A 15,806-nucleotide genomic window follows, 5' to 3' on the forward strand; every position below is an offset into this window, starting at 1 on the left:
GGACGTTCCGTGCTCGGGATGAACCGAAGGGCGGCGGCCTTCGTCCCGGCTCAGTTCAGGCGGTCGCCGGTCTCGGGGGAGAACAGGTGGATCGCCTCGGGGGCGACGCGCAGGGGGATGATCTCGCCGCTGCCGTTGGTCCGGTGGACACCGGCGAGGCAGGCGGTGAAGGGGGCCTCGGCCTGGTCGAGCTGGCCGTGGAGGAGGGTGTTGGCGCCGAGGGGTTCGGAGAGGCGGACGCGCAGGCGGAGGGGGCTGTCGGGGTCGGGCAGGGCGTGTTCGGGGCGCAGGCCGAGCTTGACGGGGCCGTCGGGCAGGCCGGCGGGTGCGGGGCCGAGGGCGGCGCTGCCGAGGCGCATCTCGCCGGCCTCGATGCGGCCGTCGAGGACGTTCATGGACGGGCTGCCGATGAACTGCGCGGCGAACAGGGTGGCGGGGCGCTCGTAGACGTCGAGCGGCTTGCCGATCTGCTCGGCGCGGCCGGCGTTCATCACGATCATCCGGTCGGCCATGGTCATCGCCTCGACCTGGTCGTGGGTGACGTAGAGCGAGGTGACGCCGATGCGCTCCTGCAGCTCCTTGATCTCGAGCCGCATCTGCACCCGCAGCTTGGCGTCGAGGTTGGAGAGTGGCTCGTCGAACAGGAACACCTTCGGCTCGCGCACGATGGCGCGGCCCATCGCGACGCGCTGGCGCTGCCCGCCCGAGAGCGCCTTGGGGCGGCGGTCGAGGTAGTCGGAGAGCTGCAGCAGCGCGGCGGCCTCGTCGACCTTGGCGGCGATCTGCCGTTTCGGCGTGCCGGCGATCTTGAGCCCGTAGCCCATGTTCTGGCGCACCGTCATGTGCGGGTAGAGGGCGTAGTTCTGGAACACCATCGCGATGTCGCGCTCCATCGGCTCGCGCTCGTTGACCCGCGAGCCGTCGATGCGGATCTCGCCGTCGCTGACGCTCTCGAGCCCGGCCACCATGCGCAGCAGGGTGGACTTGCCGCAGCCCGAGGGGCCGACGATGACGATGAACTCGCCGTCGTCGATCTCGGTGCTGACGCCGTGGATCACCTCGGTCTTGCCGAAGCGCTTCTTGATGTTCCGGAGCTCTACGGTCGCCATTATTTCTCGCTGTCCACCAATCCGCGGATGAAGAGTTTCTGCATCGAGACCACCACGATCACCGGCGGGATCATCGCGAGGATCGAGGTCGCCATGATCACCGGCCATTCGGCGATGTCGTCGCCCGAGGGGAACATCTGCTTGATGCCCATGACGATGGTGTTCATCGACGGGTCGGTGGTGATGAGCAGCGGCCAGAGGTACTGGTTCCAGCCGTAGATGAAGAGGATGACGAAGAGCGCCGCGATGTTGGTCCGGCTCATCGGCAGCACGATGTCCCAGAAGAAGCGCATCGGCTTCGCCCCGTCGACCCGGGCGGCCTCGGCGAGCTCGTCGGGGATCGTCAGGAAGAACTGGCGGAACAGGAACGTCGCCGTCGCCGAGGCGATCAGCGGGAAGATCAGCCCGGAGTAGCTGTTGAGCATCCCGAAGCCGGCGACCACCTCGTAGGTGGGCACGATGCGCACCTCGACCGGCAGCATCAGCGTCAGGAAGATGGTCCAGAAGAAGAAGGTGCGGCCCGGGAAGCGAAAATAGACGATCGCGAAGGCCGACAGCAGCGAGATGACGATCTTGCCCACGGCGATGCCGATGGCCATCACCAGGCTGTTGAGCAGCATCGTCGCGACGGGGACGTTGACGCCGGACAGCAGCGCCTCGCGGTAGTTCTCGAAGAACCGGTCGCCGGGCCAGAGCGGCATCGGGGGCCGGGCGATCTCGGGCTGGGTCACGGTGGAGGCGACGAAGGCGAGCCAGATCGGGAAGAACACGACCAGCACGCCGAGGATCAGCAGGGCATGGGTCAGCCACAGGCTCGCGCCGCGCCGCTCGACCATGCCGGGCGGCGGCTCGGCGGCGCGGCGGCCCGAGGGCTGCGCCGGGCCGGGGCCGATATCATGGGTGGCGGTCAATAATGCACCCTCCGCTCCACGAACCGGAACTGCAGCACCGTCAGCAGCCCCACCACGACGAGCAGCACCACCGACTGCGCCGCCGACGAGCCGAGATCCTGCCCCACGAAGCCGTCGGCGTAGACCTTGTAGACGAGGATCGTCGTCGCCTGCTGGGGGCCGCCCGAGGTGATCGTGTGGATCACGCCGAAGGTCTCGAAGAAGGCGTAGACCACGTTGACCACGAGCAGGAAGAAGGTAGTCGGCGAGATCAGCGGCAGCACGATGGTGAAGAAGCGCCGCCAGAAATGCGCGCCGTCGATCGCCGCCGCCTCGATCACCGATTTCGGCACCGCCTGCAGCGCCGCGAAGAAGAACAGGAAGTTGTAGCTGATCCGCCCCCAGGACGAGGCGACCACGACGAGGCCCATCGCCTCGGTCTCGTTGAGCACGTGGTTCCAGTCGTAGCCGAGCCGGCCGAGGTACCAGGCGACGACGCCGACGCGGGTGTTGAACATGAACAGCCACAGCACGCCCGCCACGGCGGGCGCGACGGCGTAGGGCCAGATCAGCAGCGTGCGGTAGGTGCCCGCGCCCTTGATGAGCCGGTCGGCCATGACCGCGAGGAACAGGGCCGGGATCATCGAGGTGAGGGTGACGAGGGTGGAGAAGAGCGCCGTCGTGACGAAGGAGGCGAGGTAGTAGCGGTTGCCGAAGAGGTACTCGAAGTTGCCGAGCCCGACATATTCCATCGACAGGCCGAACGGATCGGGGATGAACAGCGACTGCCAGATCGCCTGGCCCGCCGGATAGAAGAAGAAGACGGCCGAGATCACGACCTGCGGCGCCACCAGCAGCAGCGGCAGCATCCAGCCCTTGAAGGTGACGCGTTTTTCCATCCCGGTCCCGGTGGAGCGCCGGGCGGCGCGGGGCCGCCCGGCGTCTCGCCTCAGCGGCTGTTGGCCTGCTCGAACCGGCGCAGCAGCTCGTTGCCGCGCTCGGCCGCGCTGTCGAGCGCGGACTGGGCGTCCTTGTCACCGGCCCAGACCGCCTCGAGCTCCTCGTCGATGATCGTGCGGATCTGGTCGAAGTTGCCCAGGCGGATGCCCTTGGAGTTCGCCGTGGGCTCGTTGGCCGTCATCTGCTCGACGGCGATGTCGGTGCCCGGGTTCTCCTCGTAGAACCCGCTCTCGCGGGTCAGGTCGGCGGCGGCGGAGGTGATCGGCAGGTAGCCGGTGTCCTGGTGCCACTGGGCCTGCACCTCGGGCGAGGAGAGGTAGGAGAGGAACTCGGCGACGCCCTGGTATTCCTCGTCCGACTGGCCTTCCATCACCCAGAGCGAGGCACCGCCGATGATGGTGTTCTGCGGCGCGGACCCGGCGTCTTCCCAGTAGGGCAGGGGCCGGACCTCGAAGTCGAACTCGGCCTCGTCGGAAATCCCTGCGTAGCCGGCGGAGCTCTCGGTGAAGAGCGCGCACTCGCCGGCGCGGAAGTTGGCGCCGCCCTCGTTGCGGCGGCCGGCGTAGATGAACTTGCCCTCCTGCGCCCACTCGCCCAGCTGTTCGATGTGCCTGACCTGGACCTCGTTGTTCAGCGCCAGCTCGGTGCCGAGCCCGGCGAAGCCGTTCTCCATCGTGGCGAAGGGGGTGTCGTGGTAGGCGGAGAGGTTCTCCAGGTGGATCCAGCTCTGCCAGGCCGTGGTCATCGGGCATTCGTGGCCCGCCTCGGCGAGCTGGTCGAGCACGTCGCCGACCTGGCTCCAGGTGGACAGGTCGGTGTCGGGATCGATGCCCGCCTCCTCGAGCGCGTCGCGGTTGACCCAGAGGACGGGCGTCGACGAGTTGAACGGCAGGGACAGCATCTCGCCCTCGGGCGTGGTGTAGTAGCCCTTCACGGCGCCGATATAGGCGTCGGGGTCGAAGCCGACATCGGCCCCGCCGAGCACCTCGTGCACCGGGCGGACCGCGCCCTCGGCGGCCATCATCGTGGCGGTGCCGACCTCGAAGACCATCAGGATGTCGGGCTGCTCACCCGCGCGGAAGGCGGCGATGCCGGCGTTCAGCGTCTCGGAGTAGTTGCCCTTGGACGTGGAGACGACCTCGTAGTCGTCCTGCATCTCGTTGAAGTCGGCGACCTGGGCATCGACGAGCTCCTGCAGCCGTCCCGAAAAGGCGTGCCACAGCTCGATCTCGGTCTGCGCCAGCGAGGCGACCGGCATCGCCGCCACGAGCGAGGCGATCGCGCCCCCCATCATTCGCTTGTTCATGTGTGCTCTCCCAGTTGTCACGGACCGCCAGCCTGCCCCACCCGCGCCACCGGCGAGGGTGACCGACCCCGATCTCGAGCGGCAGGTTAACGGGGTCGCACGACAAATCAATGAAAGACCGTGAGGACGCCGGTCGCGGCGGCGATCGATCTCAGAGCAGACAACCGGGATTCATCAAGCCGTCGGGATCGAGTGCGTGCTTGAGGGCGAGCAACGTCCGGTGATGCTCCGGCGACGCGCCTGTCCGCAGCGCCTCGCGCTTCTGGCGGCCGATGCCGTGCTCGGCGCTGATCGAGCCGCCGAAGGCCGCGACCCGCTCCATGATGATCGTCTTCGCCGCAGGCAGGCAGGCGGCGCGGTGCGGCGGGTCGGCGTGGACGTTGAAGTGGATGTTGCCGTCGCCAAGATGGCCGTAAGCCAGCGCCCGCGCGGCGGGCAGGGCGGCGGCGAGCGCGGCGGTGGTCTCGTTCACGAAGCGGGCCACCTCCGACAGCGGCACCGAGACGTCCGTGCGCAGGTGCGGCCCCATGCGGGCCTGACCCTCGTTCAGCGCCTCGCGCATCAGCCAAAGCTCGCGCGATTGCGCCACCGAAGCGGCGAGGGCACCGTCCACGACCAGCCCCTCGGCCATGGCGTCTTCGGCAAGCTGCTCCATCAGCGCGGCGGGGTCGACATAGCCGGAACTGGCGATCTCGATCAGGGCATAGGCACCGTGGCTCTCGTCGACCGCGCGCGGCAGGTCGGGCATCGCGATGCGCGCGACCTCGAAGGCGTCGGAGGGAAGAAACTCGAACGCCGACAGAAGATCGCTGCAGTTGCGCCGGGCCATGCGGAAGAAGGTCACGCAATCCTCGAGCGTGGCGAGCGCGAACAGAGCGGTCACGCTCCGGTCGGGTAGGGGCGACAGCTTCAGGGATGCGCCGGTCACGATCCCGAAGGCGCCCTCCGCGCCGCAGAACAGGTGGTGCAGTGCCGGTCCGCGATTGTCCTTGCGCAGCGACGACATGCCGTCCCAGATTGTGCCGTCCGGCAGGACCACCTCGAGCCCCAGCACGAGGTCGCGCATCATCCCGTGGCGCAGCACGTTCAGCCCGCCGGCGTTGGTCGCCACGTTGCCGCCGATCTGGCAGCTGCCCTGTGCTCCGAGCGCCAGCGGGAAGTGCAGTCCCTGCTCGGCGGCAGCGTCCTTGACCGTCTGCAACACGCAGCCGGCATCGACATGGGCGACGAAGTTGTCGGCGTCGAGCGCCCGGATCCGGTTCATCCGCTCCAGCGCGATGACGACGGTGCGGTCGGGCGCGTCGGGCAGGTGCCCGTCGACAAGGCCGGTGCGCCCGCCCGAGGGCACCATGGCCAGCCCCAGCTCGCGGCACGCGCGCATCGTCCGGGCGACCTCCCCGGTCGTGCCGGGGCGCACCACGGCCAGCGCCCCGGTGGTGCGGTCGCCATGCCAGTCGGTGCAGTAGGGCGCGATCTCGTGCCGGTCGAAGAGCGCGGGGATGCCTTCGAGATGCTTTCCGAGGTCGGCGCCGCTCATGAGGTGGTGTCGTCGCCGTCGTAGAATTGCGCGATGGCGGCACTGTCGCTCATCTCGTGGCCGGCATCGACGTATGCGCCGTAGCGCTCGACGGCCGCGCGGATCGTGACGGCATCGACGCCGCGTCCTTCGACGAACTGCGCGACGGCGTCGAGGTCCTTGCGCAGCTGCCTCGCATAGGCCTTGGGATCGTCGAAGTCGCGCTGTTCCATCTGCGGATAGATGCGTTGCAGGATCTGGCTGTCGGCCATGCCTCCCGCGAGCGCTTGCGGCAGGCGGGCCGGGTCGATCCCCGACTTGCGCGCCAGCGCCAGAAGCTCGGCCATCAGGACGTAGTTCACGCCGACGATCGCCTGGTTCAGCGTCTTGGCGGCCTGTCCGGCTCCGAGCGGGCCGAGATGGGTGGCGTTGGCGGCCAATGCGTCGATGACGGCGCGCGCGCGCTCGATGTCGCGCTCTTGCCCTCCGAGCAGCATCGTCAGCTCGCCGGTCTCCGCCAGCTGCGGCCCGCCGGAGACCGGCGCGTCGATCCAGGCGGCGTCCATGCGCCCGGCGATGTCGCGCGTGGCCTCGGGCGGCACCGTCGAGCAGTCGACGACGATCTCGGCGCCGCCGGCCCCGGCAAGGCCCTGCGCGCCGAAGCAGACGTCTTCGACCGCCCTGCCGTCGAGGACGCACAGCACGACGATATCGGACGCCGCGCGCACTCCGGCCGGGCTGTCGCACCAGAGCGCGCCAGCATCCGAGACCTGTGCGAACCGCTCGGGTTCGAGGTTCCAGACGCGGGTCTCGAAGCCACGCTCGCGCAGGCGGCGCACCATCGGCGCGCCCATGATGCCGAGCCCGATGACCCCTACCTTCATGTCGCGCCGATCCGGTAGATGCGCCGCGCCGTCTCGCGGAAGAGCGCGGCGCGGTCGGTCTCGGGCAGGTTCCGGGTGATCTCGTCGAAGCCCGAGTAGATGGTCTCGAACGAGGCGACGAGGCCGTCGACGGGGAAGTTCGAGGCGAACATCGCCCGCTCGGGACCGAAGGCGGCGATGGCGGCCTCGACGACGGGGCGGTTGTCGGCGACGCTCCACTCCCGGCCCGGCAGGCCGATGCCCGAGATCTTGATCGCCACGTTGCCATGGCCGGCCATCGCATCCAGGGCCGCGCGCCACGCCGCGAGCGCCTCGGGGCTGCGGTCCGACGGCAGGCCGGTGTGGTTGATGATGATCTGCGTGTCCGGGAAGTCGCGGGCGAGCTCGGCGGCGGCGTCGAAGTGCCACCACGGCGTCTGCAGATCGAACGACAGGCCATGGGAGGCCAGCATGGCGAAGCCGTCGCGCCAGCGGGTATCGTCCATCGAGCCCGCTGCCCCGCGCACCGCCGCCTCCGGCGAGGCGGACGCGGCCGGCTTGTGGCGGATGCCGCGCACGGGCGGTGCATCGCGGTAGGCGGCCAGGACCTCGGCCACGTCCTCGCGATCGAGCCAGGCTTGACCGACGATCACCGACGGCAGGCCGGCCTCTTCGCGCAGGGCGCTGATCCAGGCCAGTTCGCCCAGTGGATCGGCGGGGTCGTATTCCGTCTCGATGTAGACCGAGCCGATGACGTTGAACCTGCCGCTGTCACGGCGATAGTCGGCCGGCAGATAGTTCCTCTTCAGGGCGGTGTAGTCACCGTAGCGGAACTTGATCGGCGGCTCCTCCTTGAGCCAGGGCAGGTGGTTGTTGTCCAGGTCCCAGAAGTGGTGATGGGCGTCGATGATATCCATGGAGTTTCCTACTTGCCGACGCCGAAGTTGATGCCGGTGACGATGAACCGCTGCAGCAGGACGAAGAGCGCGATCAGCGGCAGTGTCGAGATCGCCGCCCCCGTCAGCAGCATGGCCCAGTCCGTGCCGTCGTGAGACGAGAACATCGCGAGGCCCAGCTGCAGGGTCCGGCTTTCCTCGCTCGTCGAGATGACGAGCGGCCAAGTGTAGTCGGACCAGGCGAACTGGAACGAGAAGATGCCGAGAGCGGTCAGCGCGGGCAGCGACATCGGGATGGCGATGCGCCAGAAGATCGCGAACTCGCTGCAGCCGTCGATCCGCGCCGCTTCCTCGACCTCCCTGGGGATCGTCAGGAAGAACTGGCGCAGGAAGAAGATCGAGTAGCCCGACAGGATCCCCGGCAGGATCAGCCCAGCCTTGGTATCGAGCCAGCCGCTGCCGCCCGTGCCCCAGATGTCGTTGCCCCCGGCCAGCGGCACGGCCTTGACCATCAGGTAGAGCGGGACGAGCATCACCTCGTGGGGGATCATCACGGTCGCCAGGACCAGGTAGAAGATCATGTTGCGGCCGCGGAAGTGGTAGCGCGCCAGCACGAAGGCCGCCATGGCCGACAGGAGCACCTGCATGAAGGTCCGCACCGTGGCATAGACCAGCGTGTTCCACGTCTGGATGCCGATGTTCATGCGCGGATCGCTCCAGATCTCCACGAAGTGCTCCCAGCGGAGCGGCGTCTCGAGCAGGCGCGGCGGGTAGCTGAAGATCTGCGAGTTCGTCTTCAGCGCCAGCGACAGCATCCAGAACAGCGGGAAGGCCATGACCAGGGCGATGATCGTCGCCGGCAGGTAGAAGCCGAGCGCGTTGTTCATCCATCGCCGCAGCTTCACCGAGCGGACGGTGGGCACGCGGGCATCGGCGAAGCGGTCGCGCCGGTCGAAATCGGGCGGATCAATCGTAGACATTGCGTCGTCCCACAAGCCGGAGGTTCACGAAGGAGGCGACGATCAGCAGGAAGAACATGATCGTCGCCATCGCCGAGGCATAGCCGAACTGCAGGTTCTGGAAGGCCGTGCGATAGATGTAGTGGACGATGGTCACCGTGGAGTTGTTCGGCCCGCCGTCGGTCATCACCCGGACCTGGGCGAAGACCTGGAACGAGGCGATCAGCGAGGTGATGACCACGTAGACCATCGCCGGGGTCAGCATCGGCAGGGTGATCGACCAGAACCGGCGCACCGGCCCCGCGCCGTCGATCGCGGCGGCCTCGCCCAGCTCCTTCGGCACCGATTGCAGCGCCGCGAGGAAGATCACCATGTTGTAGCCGAGGCTCTTCCAGACGCTCATGATGATGATCGCGGGCATCGCCGTGGACTGGTCGTTCAGCCAGTTCACGGGCGAGATACCGAGCAGGTCGAGCGTGTAGTTGAACATGCCCGCCGAGGTTTCGTAGAACAGGATCCACGCCAGCGCCGCGGCGATCAGCGGGGTCACCACCGGCATGTAGAAGATCGTCCGGAACAGCCCCACAAAGGGCAACTGCCGGTTCACCAGCACGGCGAGCATCAGCGACAGGAAGACCCCGGCGGGCAAGCTGACGGCGGTGAAGTAGAGCGTGTTGCCGATCGCGCGCCAGAACAGGTCGTCATACCAGAGATCGGTATAGTTCCACGTGCCGGCCCACCGCATGGGTGACAGGACGTCGTAGGTGGTGAAGCTCATGTAGAAGACGACGAAAATCGGGGCGACGACCCAGATCAGCATCCACAGGAGAGGGATGCCGAGAAAGACAATCCCGAGGATCAACTGCTGCTGCTTGATCGTCATCTACAAACCTCTCCCGGCGTATCTCAGAGGCGCCCGGCGTCGGCCGGGCAACGAGGCCCGCGCTCCGGATGCCGGAGCGCGGGCAGGCTGTATCAGCGGCGCAGGGCGCGGTCCGCCTGACGCGCGGCGCTGTCGAGGGCGCCCTGCACGTCGTCGCCCGAGACGATCGCCTCGATCGCGGGAATGATCGCCTGGTACACGGCCGACCAGTTCTCGTGCTTGGGGAAGATCCGCGAGTTGGCGAGCTCTTCCTGCGCGGTGCGAAGCGCCGGCCACTCATCGAAGGTCTGCTGCGCGACGTCCTGGTTGAGCACGTCCGGCGAAACGCCGGGCTTGAGCGCCTCGACACGGAACTGCTGCGCCTCGGGGGAGGCCAGGAAGCGGACGAACTCGGCGGCCTCCTCGGGATGCTCGCTCTGCTCGTAGACGACGTAGGCGCCGACCGAGCCGAAGTTCAGCGGATCGTCGCTTTCCGCGACCGTGGGCACGGACCCGACCACGAATTCCTGCGAGGTGTCGTCCTGGGCCGCGGTGTGGAAGACCCAGGGACCATCGTAGACCATCGCGATCCGGCCCGTCAGGACACCCTGGCGGACGACGTCGCCCTGGGCGTTGAGCGTGTTGCCGGGCTGCTCCGCGAGGCGCGCGATGATTTCGCCCGCCGCGACGCCGGCCTCGTCGTTGAAGGCTGCCTGCGTTCCGTCTTCGTTGAAGACGTCACCGCCCTGCGCGTAGAGCAGGTTGATGAAGAAGTAGGCCAGCGCGTCGGCGCTGCCCAGGCCGAAGCCATAGCGCACGACCGTGCCGTCGTCGCCGACCACGGCCAACTGCTCGGCCATCGAGATCATCTCGTCGAAGGTCTCGGCGGGCTCGAGGCCGGCTTCTTCGAGCGCGGCGGCATTGTAGACGATGAACCGCGGATCGAAGGCATAGGGAAGCCCGTAGATGCCGCCGTCCCAGGTCACGTAATCGACGGCACCGGGGTAGATGCTTCCAGAGGGATCGGTCACGCCGTGCTCGGTCAGGTCGACGAGCGCGCCGCGGGCGGCGAATTGCGAAAGGAACCCGCTCCAGATCGGGCTGACGTCGGGCGCGGTGTTGGACGCGAGGGCGGTGGTGATCGCCTCGAAGTTGGTGCCGAAGCTGGTCTTGACCCGGTTGATGGAGATGTGCGGGTGGCTCTCCTCGAACGCCTCGATCATCTTGATCGTGGCGCCCTCCTCCTGAAGGCTGTGGCCCTCCCAGAAGTCCAGCGTCACCTGGTCCTGCGCGAAGGCCGCGCTGGCCAGCGCCGTGGTCGCGAGCGTCGCGGCGTAGATCATTCTCTTCATGGTTTCTCCTCCCAATGATCGGTTCTTTTTCTTCCAGCCGGCGCCGCGTACACGGCGCCGGCCCGCCCGGGTCAGCCGAGCTTCGCGAAGTAGGCTTCCATGGCCTGCACATCGACCGTCTCGTCGTGCGGCATGCCGAGGTCGTCATAGCGGCGCTGGCGGGCGCGCATGTCGGCCAGCAGCACTTCCTTGCCATGCGCCGCGACCTGCGCCGCGACCTCGATCGGGACGACGACAAGGCCGTCGTCGTCGCAGCCCACGATGTCGCCCGGGCGCACCTGGGCGCCGCCGATGCCGACGGGCGTCTGGGTCTCGACGGCCTCGATCCGGCCGGGGATGATCGTGCGGCCGCGCGAGCGGACGCAGATCGGGGTCTTTTGCAGCGCGAGTTCGCCGGTGTCGCGGGCGTAGCCGTTGGTCACGATGCCGACGCCGCCCTTGTTGACCACGCCGAGTGCGTTCTCGGAGCCCCAGAAGCCCACCTCGCCGGCGCTGCCCATGTCGCAGACCACGACGCTGCCTTCCTGGACGTGATCGTTCAGCGAGCGCGCCTTGTTGCCGTGCTTGTCGAACCAGTGGCCGTGCGCCTTGACGACGTCCTCGGTCGTCTCCAGCGGCCACATCGGCTTGTTGGCGGGCACACAGCGCAGGGTGACGGCGACGCCCCAGAACTTGATGCCCAGGAAGAGCGGCCGGATGTCCTGGCTCACGTTGCCGACATTGAAGTAGCCGAGCCCGTCCAGCCCGTCACACACGTCGGCGACGCGGAGCGGCTCGAAATGTTTGCGGATCTGGTAGGGATCCACGTGGATGTCGTCCTGCTGCGTCACTAGTTCGTCCTCTCATGACTCACGTTGCTCGGCGCCAACTCTTGTATGCAAAAACTCATCTGTCAATGCCGCGGCGCGAGTTTTGGGAATTTTTGGCGGGGACTACCCGCGGTCGGGGGTCTTTGGATGCAAGATCGCAGAGCGCGCGCCCGGATGGGCCGCGCCGTCGCCTTGCAGCTGCGCCTGCGAGTAGGGCAGGCCGTTGGCGAAATGCTGGCGCGTCAGGTCGGCCAGCGCGGCGCCGTCGCCGCTGGCGAGGGCCGAAAGCATCCGCGAATGCTCTGTCACGGCGGCCAGCCAGCGGCCTTCGTCCAGGTTCGCCATCGCCCGCGCCCGCTCGACCTTCGGCACCAGTGCCTGCCAGCTCGCCAAGAGTGTCCGGTTGCCGGATATCTCCACCACGCGCTTGTGGATCTCGTGATTCAGCTTGAGATAGGCGCTTCTCTCGCGTCGCTCGTAACAGTCGAGCATCTGGCTATGTATCGAGACTATATCGGAAATATCCTTGCGGGTCGCCATCTGGCAGGCCAGCTCGCCGGCCAGCGCCTCGAGCGCCGCGACCACCTCGTAGAGCTCCTTCAGGTCGTCGACATCCAATCCGGCCACGACGGCGGAGTGGTTCGGGAGCTGCTCGATCAGCCCCTCGGCCATCAGGGTCCGCACCGCCTCGCGGAAGGGGGTGCGCGAGACGTTGAGCTCTTCGCAGTAATGCGCCTCCCGCAGCCGCTCACCTGGCTTCAACTCGCCCGAGACGATCATCTCGCGCAGCCGATCCGTCGTCTGCTGGTGCAGAGCGCCCTTGGGGCGGGCGGCATGATTGGATGCAAGGTGCGGCTTTTTCATGGGGTAGTTAATCCTGTCGTTTCCTCAATCTATGCCACCTGGCGCCGGCTCGCAATCGCTCAGCCGCTCGACAGGTTGTACGAAAGGTGTTGACTGCCTCGTTCTTGCATACAAAAATGCGCGCAGATCGTACCATCCAGATTTCGGGGGCACTTTTGCCAGACGCTGACCAGACCACGACGAAGCCGCAGCCGCTGGCGGGATACCGCGTCCTCGACCTCAGCCAGGTCATGGCCGGCCCATTCGGCTGCATGCTGCTCGGCGACATGGGCGCGGACGTCATCAAGGTCGAGCCCCCGCGCGGCGATCAGACCCGGGGCGCGATGGGCTTCCGCATGAAGGGGGACGACAGCCCCGGCTTTCTCGCGCTCAACCGCAACAAGCGCTCGATCGCGCTCGACCTCAAGTCCGAGGCCGGCCGCGAGGTCTTCCTCGAGTTGGTCAGGACGGCGGATGTGCTCGTCGAGAACTTCCGCCCCGGCGTGGCTGCTCGGCTCGGTGTCGATTACGCCACCCTGTCGGCGATCCGTCCCGAGCTGGTCTACGCGTCGATCTCGGGCTTCGGGCAGACGGGGCCATGGGCGGCGCGGCCGGGGTTCGACCTGATCGCGCAGGCCATGTCGGGCGTGATGAGCGCCATGGGCCATCCCGAAACCGGGCCGGTCAAGTCCGGCGTCTCCGTCGGCGATCTCGGCGCGGGGCTGTTCTCGATCTACGGCATCCTCAGCGCCCTGATCGGACGGCAGACGTCCGGCAAGGGCCAGTACATCGACGCCTCCCTCTTCGAGTCGGCCCTCGCCCTGTCGATCTGGGAAACGACCGAGTTCTGGGCGACCGGCCAATCACCGAAACCGCTCGGCACCGCCAACCGGATGAGCGCCCCCTACCAGGCCTTCGAGGCCTCTGACGGGATGTTCGTCGTCGGCGCCGCGAACGAGAAGCTATGGGAGATTTTCTGCAAGGTGATCGACAGGCCCGAGCTGCGACAGGACCCTGCCTTCGCCCTCAACGGCGACAGGGTACGCAATCGCGAAGCGCTCGCTGCCACCCTGCAGCCGACGTTCCGCACCCGGACGGCGGCGGAGTGGGTCGACGCCTTCCTCGCCGCCGGCGTCCCCGCCGGGCCGATCAACGACTTCCGGCAGGTCTTCGAGGCCGACCACACCCGCGCCCGCGACATGGTGATGGAGATCGACCACCCTGCCGAAGGGCCGGTCAAGACATTGGGCTTCCCGGTCAAGCTGTCCGACACGCCCCAGCAGGTCCGCCATCCCGCGCCGCTTCTGGCGCAACACCGGCAAGAGGTGCTCGAAGAGCTCGGTCTCGGCACGCAAGCCGACGATCTCGAGCGGCGGGGGGCCTTCGGATGAGCGCCGGCGCCGTTCATCTCGAGATCGAAGGCGCCGTCGCGCGGATCACCTTCGACCGTCCGGCCGCGCGCAACGCGATGACCTGGGAGATGTACGACGCGCTCTCCCAGCATTGCGACACGCTCGCCGACGCTCCCGGCATCCGCTGCGCGGTGCTGCGCGGCGCGGGGGGAGCGTCGTTCGTCGCCGGCTCCGACATCGCCCAGTTCGCCGAATTCGAAGGGGGCGCCGACGGTATCGCCTACGAGCAGAAGATGGACAGGATCCTGCAGGCCCTCGCCGCCATTCCCTGTCCGACCCTCGCCGTGATCGAGGGGCTGGCCGTCGGGGGCGGCCTTAACATCGCCGCCGCCTGCGATCTGCGGATCGCGACGCCCGACAGCCGCTTCGGCGTCCCGATCGCGCGGACGCTCGGCAATTGCCTCTCCATGCGCAACGCGGCGCGCCTGTCGGCGATGGTCGGCGGCTCGCACGCGCGCCGGATGCTGCTACTGGGCGAGCTTCTGACCGTCGACGACCTCGCCGGCACGGGCTTTCTCACCCGCGTCGCGGCGCCGGAGGAGCTCGATCACGTCGTGGCGCGGCTGACCGACAAACTGTGCTCCAACGCTCCGCTGACGTTGCGCACGTCGAAGGAAGCGCTGGCGCGCATCGAAGCCGTGGCACCGCCGGACGGTCGCGATCTCATCGCGACATGTTATGACAGCGACGATTTCCGCGAAGGCATCGCCGCCTTCACCGAGAAACGCACCCCCGCCTGGCGCGGGAAATGAGCGAAAGGACACGAGGCACATGGCCAATCTGACGATCCGGGATGTTCGCAAGTCCTATGGCGCGGTCGAAGTGATGCACGGCGTCTCGCTCGAGATCGAGGACGGACAGTTCGTGGTGCTCGTCGGCCCGTCGGGCTGCGGGAAGTCGACGCTGCTGCGGATGATCGCCGGCCTGGAGGAGATCAGCGCGGGCCTCATCGCCATCGGCGACAAGGTGGTGAACAACCTGCACCCCAAGGATCGCGACATCGCGATGGTGTTCCAGAACTACGCGCTCTACCCGCACATGAAGGTGCAGGAGAACATGGGCTTCTCGCTGCGCCTGAACGGGACGCCCGAGGCCGAGCGCAAGCGCAAGATCGACGGGGCGGCAGGCATCCTCGGGCTGCAGCAGCTTCTCGAGCGCCTGCCCGGCAACCTGTCGGGCGGCCAGCGCCAGCGTGTCGCGATGGGTCGGGCCATCGTGCGCAATCCCGAAGTGTTCCTCTTCGACGAACCGCTGTCCAACCTCGACGCGAAGCTGCGGGTCGCGATGCGCGGCGAGATCAAGACACTGCACCAGGAGCTGCGCACCACCACGGTCTACGTCACCCACGATCAGATCGAGGCGATGACGATGGCCGACCGGATCGTGGTCATGAACGCGGGCCGGGTGGAGCAGGTGGGGGCGCCGCTCGACCTCTACGATTACCCGGCAAACACCTTCGTCGCCGGCTTCATCGGCTCGCCGGCGATGAACTTCCTCGAGGGGACCCTCCGGCCCCGCGGCCGCGACCTGTTCCAGACGGAGGATGGTGTCGAGCTACCCCTGCCTCCCGACACGCCTGCCGGGACCGACCTTCCCGTCACCTACGGCATCCGCCCCGAGCACGTGACCGTCGATCCGCAAGGCATCCCGATGACGGCGCAACTGGTCGAACCGACGGGGGCCGAGGTCCACATCACCGGCAAGGTCGGCGCGGCACCATTCGTCGGCGTCTTCCGCGAGCGCGTGCTGCCGCAGCCGGGCGAGGAGGTGCGGTTCCTGCCGGCGACCGAGAAGGTCCACCTCTTCGACGGCGCCACCGGCCGGGCCCTGCTGCGCGACGCCGTCGCGGCCTGACCGCAGCCGAGGCGCAGCGCGGTCCTCCGCCGTTCGGACCGAGCGTCGCCAATGTCGCGGATCTGACCCACGCAGCTGGCGGCGCTCGGCAAGCACCGGGTAGGGGCCAGCAGTCGATCATGTCCACCTGCATTGAGGCGGGCAGGCGATCGTCTGCAAATGGGGAGAGGCGGGA

Annotated in this window: 15 protein-coding genes; 3 read left to right on the plus strand and 12 right to left on the minus strand. The window is 67.8% G+C overall.

The features are described from left to right. Nucleotides 1-50: 50 nt before the first annotated feature. The 12 genes from OG2516_RS17770 to OG2516_RS17825 form a co-directional block, all read right to left on the minus strand. Nucleotides 51-1,109 carry an ABC transporter ATP-binding protein gene (locus tag OG2516_RS17770; RefSeq protein WP_007257024.1) on the minus strand — a complete coding sequence of 353 codons (1,059 nt, stop codon included), beginning with the start codon at nt 1,107-1,109 and terminating at the stop codon, nt 51-53. Next, nucleotides 1,109-1,945: a sn-glycerol-3-phosphate ABC transporter permease UgpE gene (ugpE, locus tag OG2516_RS17775; protein WP_007257025.1), complete on the minus strand. Its 837-nt coding sequence runs from the start codon at nt 1,943-1,945 to the stop codon at nt 1,109-1,111. Before ugpE ends, OG2516_RS17770 begins: the two co-directional genes overlap by 1 nt. 71 nt (nt 1,946-2,016) lie before the next feature. Continuing rightward, nucleotides 2,017-2,898 (minus strand): sn-glycerol-3-phosphate ABC transporter permease UgpA, encoded by an 882-nt coding sequence (gene ugpA, locus OG2516_RS17780; RefSeq protein ID WP_007257026.1) that lies wholly within the window; start codon nt 2,896-2,898, stop codon nt 2,017-2,019. 50 nt (nt 2,899-2,948) lie between these two features. After that, on the minus strand, nt 2,949-4,253 hold the full coding sequence (ugpB, locus tag OG2516_RS17785) for a sn-glycerol-3-phosphate ABC transporter substrate-binding protein UgpB (RefSeq protein ID WP_007257027.1): 1,305 nt from the start codon (nt 4,251-4,253) through the stop codon (nt 2,949-2,951). A 163-nt stretch (nt 4,254-4,416) separates the two neighbouring features. Further along, nucleotides 4,417-5,802, minus strand: coding sequence for an FAD-binding oxidoreductase (locus OG2516_RS17790; protein WP_007257028.1), 1,386 nt, complete (start codon nt 5,800-5,802; stop codon nt 4,417-4,419). Next, on the minus strand, nt 5,799-6,665 hold the full coding sequence (locus OG2516_RS17795; RefSeq protein WP_007257029.1) for an NAD(P)-dependent oxidoreductase: 867 nt from the start codon (nt 6,663-6,665) through the stop codon (nt 5,799-5,801). Before OG2516_RS17795 ends, OG2516_RS17790 begins: the two co-directional genes overlap by 4 nt. Further along, the gene (locus OG2516_RS17800; protein ID WP_007257030.1) at nt 6,662-7,561 is read right to left on the minus strand and encodes an amidohydrolase family protein; all 900 of its coding nucleotides are present in this window, start codon (nt 7,559-7,561) and stop codon (nt 6,662-6,664) included. The genes OG2516_RS17795 and OG2516_RS17800 overlap by 4 nt, the downstream gene beginning before the upstream one ends. An 8-nt stretch (nt 7,562-7,569) precedes the next feature. Beyond that, nucleotides 7,570-8,520, minus strand: coding sequence for a carbohydrate ABC transporter permease (locus tag OG2516_RS17805; protein ID WP_007257031.1), 951 nt, complete (start codon nt 8,518-8,520; stop codon nt 7,570-7,572). After that, nucleotides 8,507-9,382, minus strand: coding sequence for a carbohydrate ABC transporter permease (locus OG2516_RS17810; protein WP_007257032.1), 876 nt, complete (start codon nt 9,380-9,382; stop codon nt 8,507-8,509). The genes OG2516_RS17805 and OG2516_RS17810 overlap by 14 nt, the downstream gene beginning before the upstream one ends. Before the next feature lie 92 nt (nt 9,383-9,474). Further along, nucleotides 9,475-10,713 (minus strand): ABC transporter substrate-binding protein, encoded by a 1,239-nt coding sequence (locus OG2516_RS17815; protein WP_083788646.1) that lies wholly within the window; start codon nt 10,711-10,713, stop codon nt 9,475-9,477. Nucleotides 10,714-10,784: 71 nt separating this feature from the next. Further along, a complete protein-coding gene (locus tag OG2516_RS17820) occupies nt 10,785-11,543 on the minus strand; it encodes an RraA family protein (protein ID WP_007257034.1) in 759 nt (252 codons plus the stop codon). Between the two features lie 102 nt (nt 11,544-11,645). Further along, entirely contained in the window at nt 11,646-12,386 is a 741-nt protein-coding gene (locus OG2516_RS17825; protein ID WP_007257035.1) for a GntR family transcriptional regulator, read from the minus strand. 155 nt (nt 12,387-12,541) lie between these two features. On the opposite strand from OG2516_RS17825, the gene OG2516_RS17830 reads away from it, so the two are divergent. From OG2516_RS17830 to OG2516_RS17840, 3 genes are read left to right on the plus strand one after another with little or no spacing between them, the layout of a single operon-like run. Next, nucleotides 12,542-13,756, plus strand: a complete 1,215-nt coding sequence (locus OG2516_RS17830; protein ID WP_007257036.1) for a CaiB/BaiF CoA transferase family protein — start codon at nt 12,542-12,544, stop codon at nt 13,754-13,756. Continuing rightward, nucleotides 13,753-14,529, plus strand: a complete 777-nt coding sequence (locus tag OG2516_RS17835) for an enoyl-CoA hydratase/isomerase family protein (protein WP_007257037.1) — start codon at nt 13,753-13,755, stop codon at nt 14,527-14,529. The genes OG2516_RS17830 and OG2516_RS17835 overlap by 4 nt, the downstream gene beginning before the upstream one ends. A 19-nt stretch (nt 14,530-14,548) precedes the next feature. Then, a complete protein-coding gene (locus tag OG2516_RS17840; protein ID WP_007257038.1) occupies nt 14,549-15,631 on the plus strand; it encodes an ABC transporter ATP-binding protein in 1,083 nt (360 codons plus the stop codon). The last annotated feature ends 175 nt before the right edge of the window (nt 15,632-15,806 follow it).

The sequence above is a fragment of the Oceanicola granulosus HTCC2516 genome (assembly GCF_000153305.1).
GTDB classification, from domain to species: Bacteria; Pseudomonadota; Alphaproteobacteria; order Rhodobacterales; family Rhodobacteraceae; genus Oceanicola; species Oceanicola granulosus.

What these genes read in the sequence shown, in the direction of transcription:
- OG2516_RS17840 (WP_007257038.1), top strand. Translation starts at nt 14,549, where the DNA reads ATGGCCAATCTGACGATCCGGGATGTTCGCAAGTCCTATGGCGCGGTC.
- ugpB (WP_007257027.1), bottom strand. Translation starts at nt 4,253, where the DNA reads ATGATGGGGGGCGCGATCGCCTCGCTCGTGGCGGCGATGCCGGTCGCC.
- OG2516_RS17835 (WP_007257037.1), top strand. Translation starts at nt 13,753, where the DNA reads ATGAGCGCCGGCGCCGTTCATCTCGAGATCGAAGGCGCCGTCGCGCGG.
- OG2516_RS17800 (WP_007257030.1), bottom strand. Translation starts at nt 7,561, where the DNA reads ATGGATATCATCGACGCCCATCACCACTTCTGGGACCTGGACAACAAC.
- ugpE (WP_007257025.1), bottom strand. Translation starts at nt 1,945, where the DNA reads ATGGTCGAGCGGCGCGGCGCGAGCCTGTGGCTGACCCATGCCCTGCTG.
- OG2516_RS17770 (WP_007257024.1), bottom strand. Translation starts at nt 1,109, where the DNA reads ATGGCGACCGTAGAGCTCCGGAACATCAAGAAGCGCTTCGGCAAGACC.
- OG2516_RS17805 (WP_007257031.1), bottom strand. Translation starts at nt 8,520, where the DNA reads ATGTCTACGATTGATCCGCCCGATTTCGACCGGCGCGACCGCTTCGCC.
- OG2516_RS17795 (WP_007257029.1), bottom strand. Translation starts at nt 6,665, where the DNA reads ATGAAGGTAGGGGTCATCGGGCTCGGCATCATGGGCGCGCCGATGGTG.
- ugpA (WP_007257026.1), bottom strand. Translation starts at nt 2,898, where the DNA reads ATGGAAAAACGCGTCACCTTCAAGGGCTGGATGCTGCCGCTGCTGCTG.
- OG2516_RS17825 (WP_007257035.1), bottom strand. Translation starts at nt 12,386, where the DNA reads ATGAAAAAGCCGCACCTTGCATCCAATCATGCCGCCCGCCCCAAGGGC.
- OG2516_RS17790 (WP_007257028.1), bottom strand. Translation starts at nt 5,802, where the DNA reads ATGAGCGGCGCCGACCTCGGAAAGCATCTCGAAGGCATCCCCGCGCTC.
- OG2516_RS17810 (WP_007257032.1), bottom strand. Translation starts at nt 9,382, where the DNA reads ATGACGATCAAGCAGCAGCAGTTGATCCTCGGGATTGTCTTTCTCGGC.
- OG2516_RS17815 (WP_083788646.1), bottom strand. Translation starts at nt 10,713, where the DNA reads ATGAAGAGAATGATCTACGCCGCGACGCTCGCGACCACGGCGCTGGCC.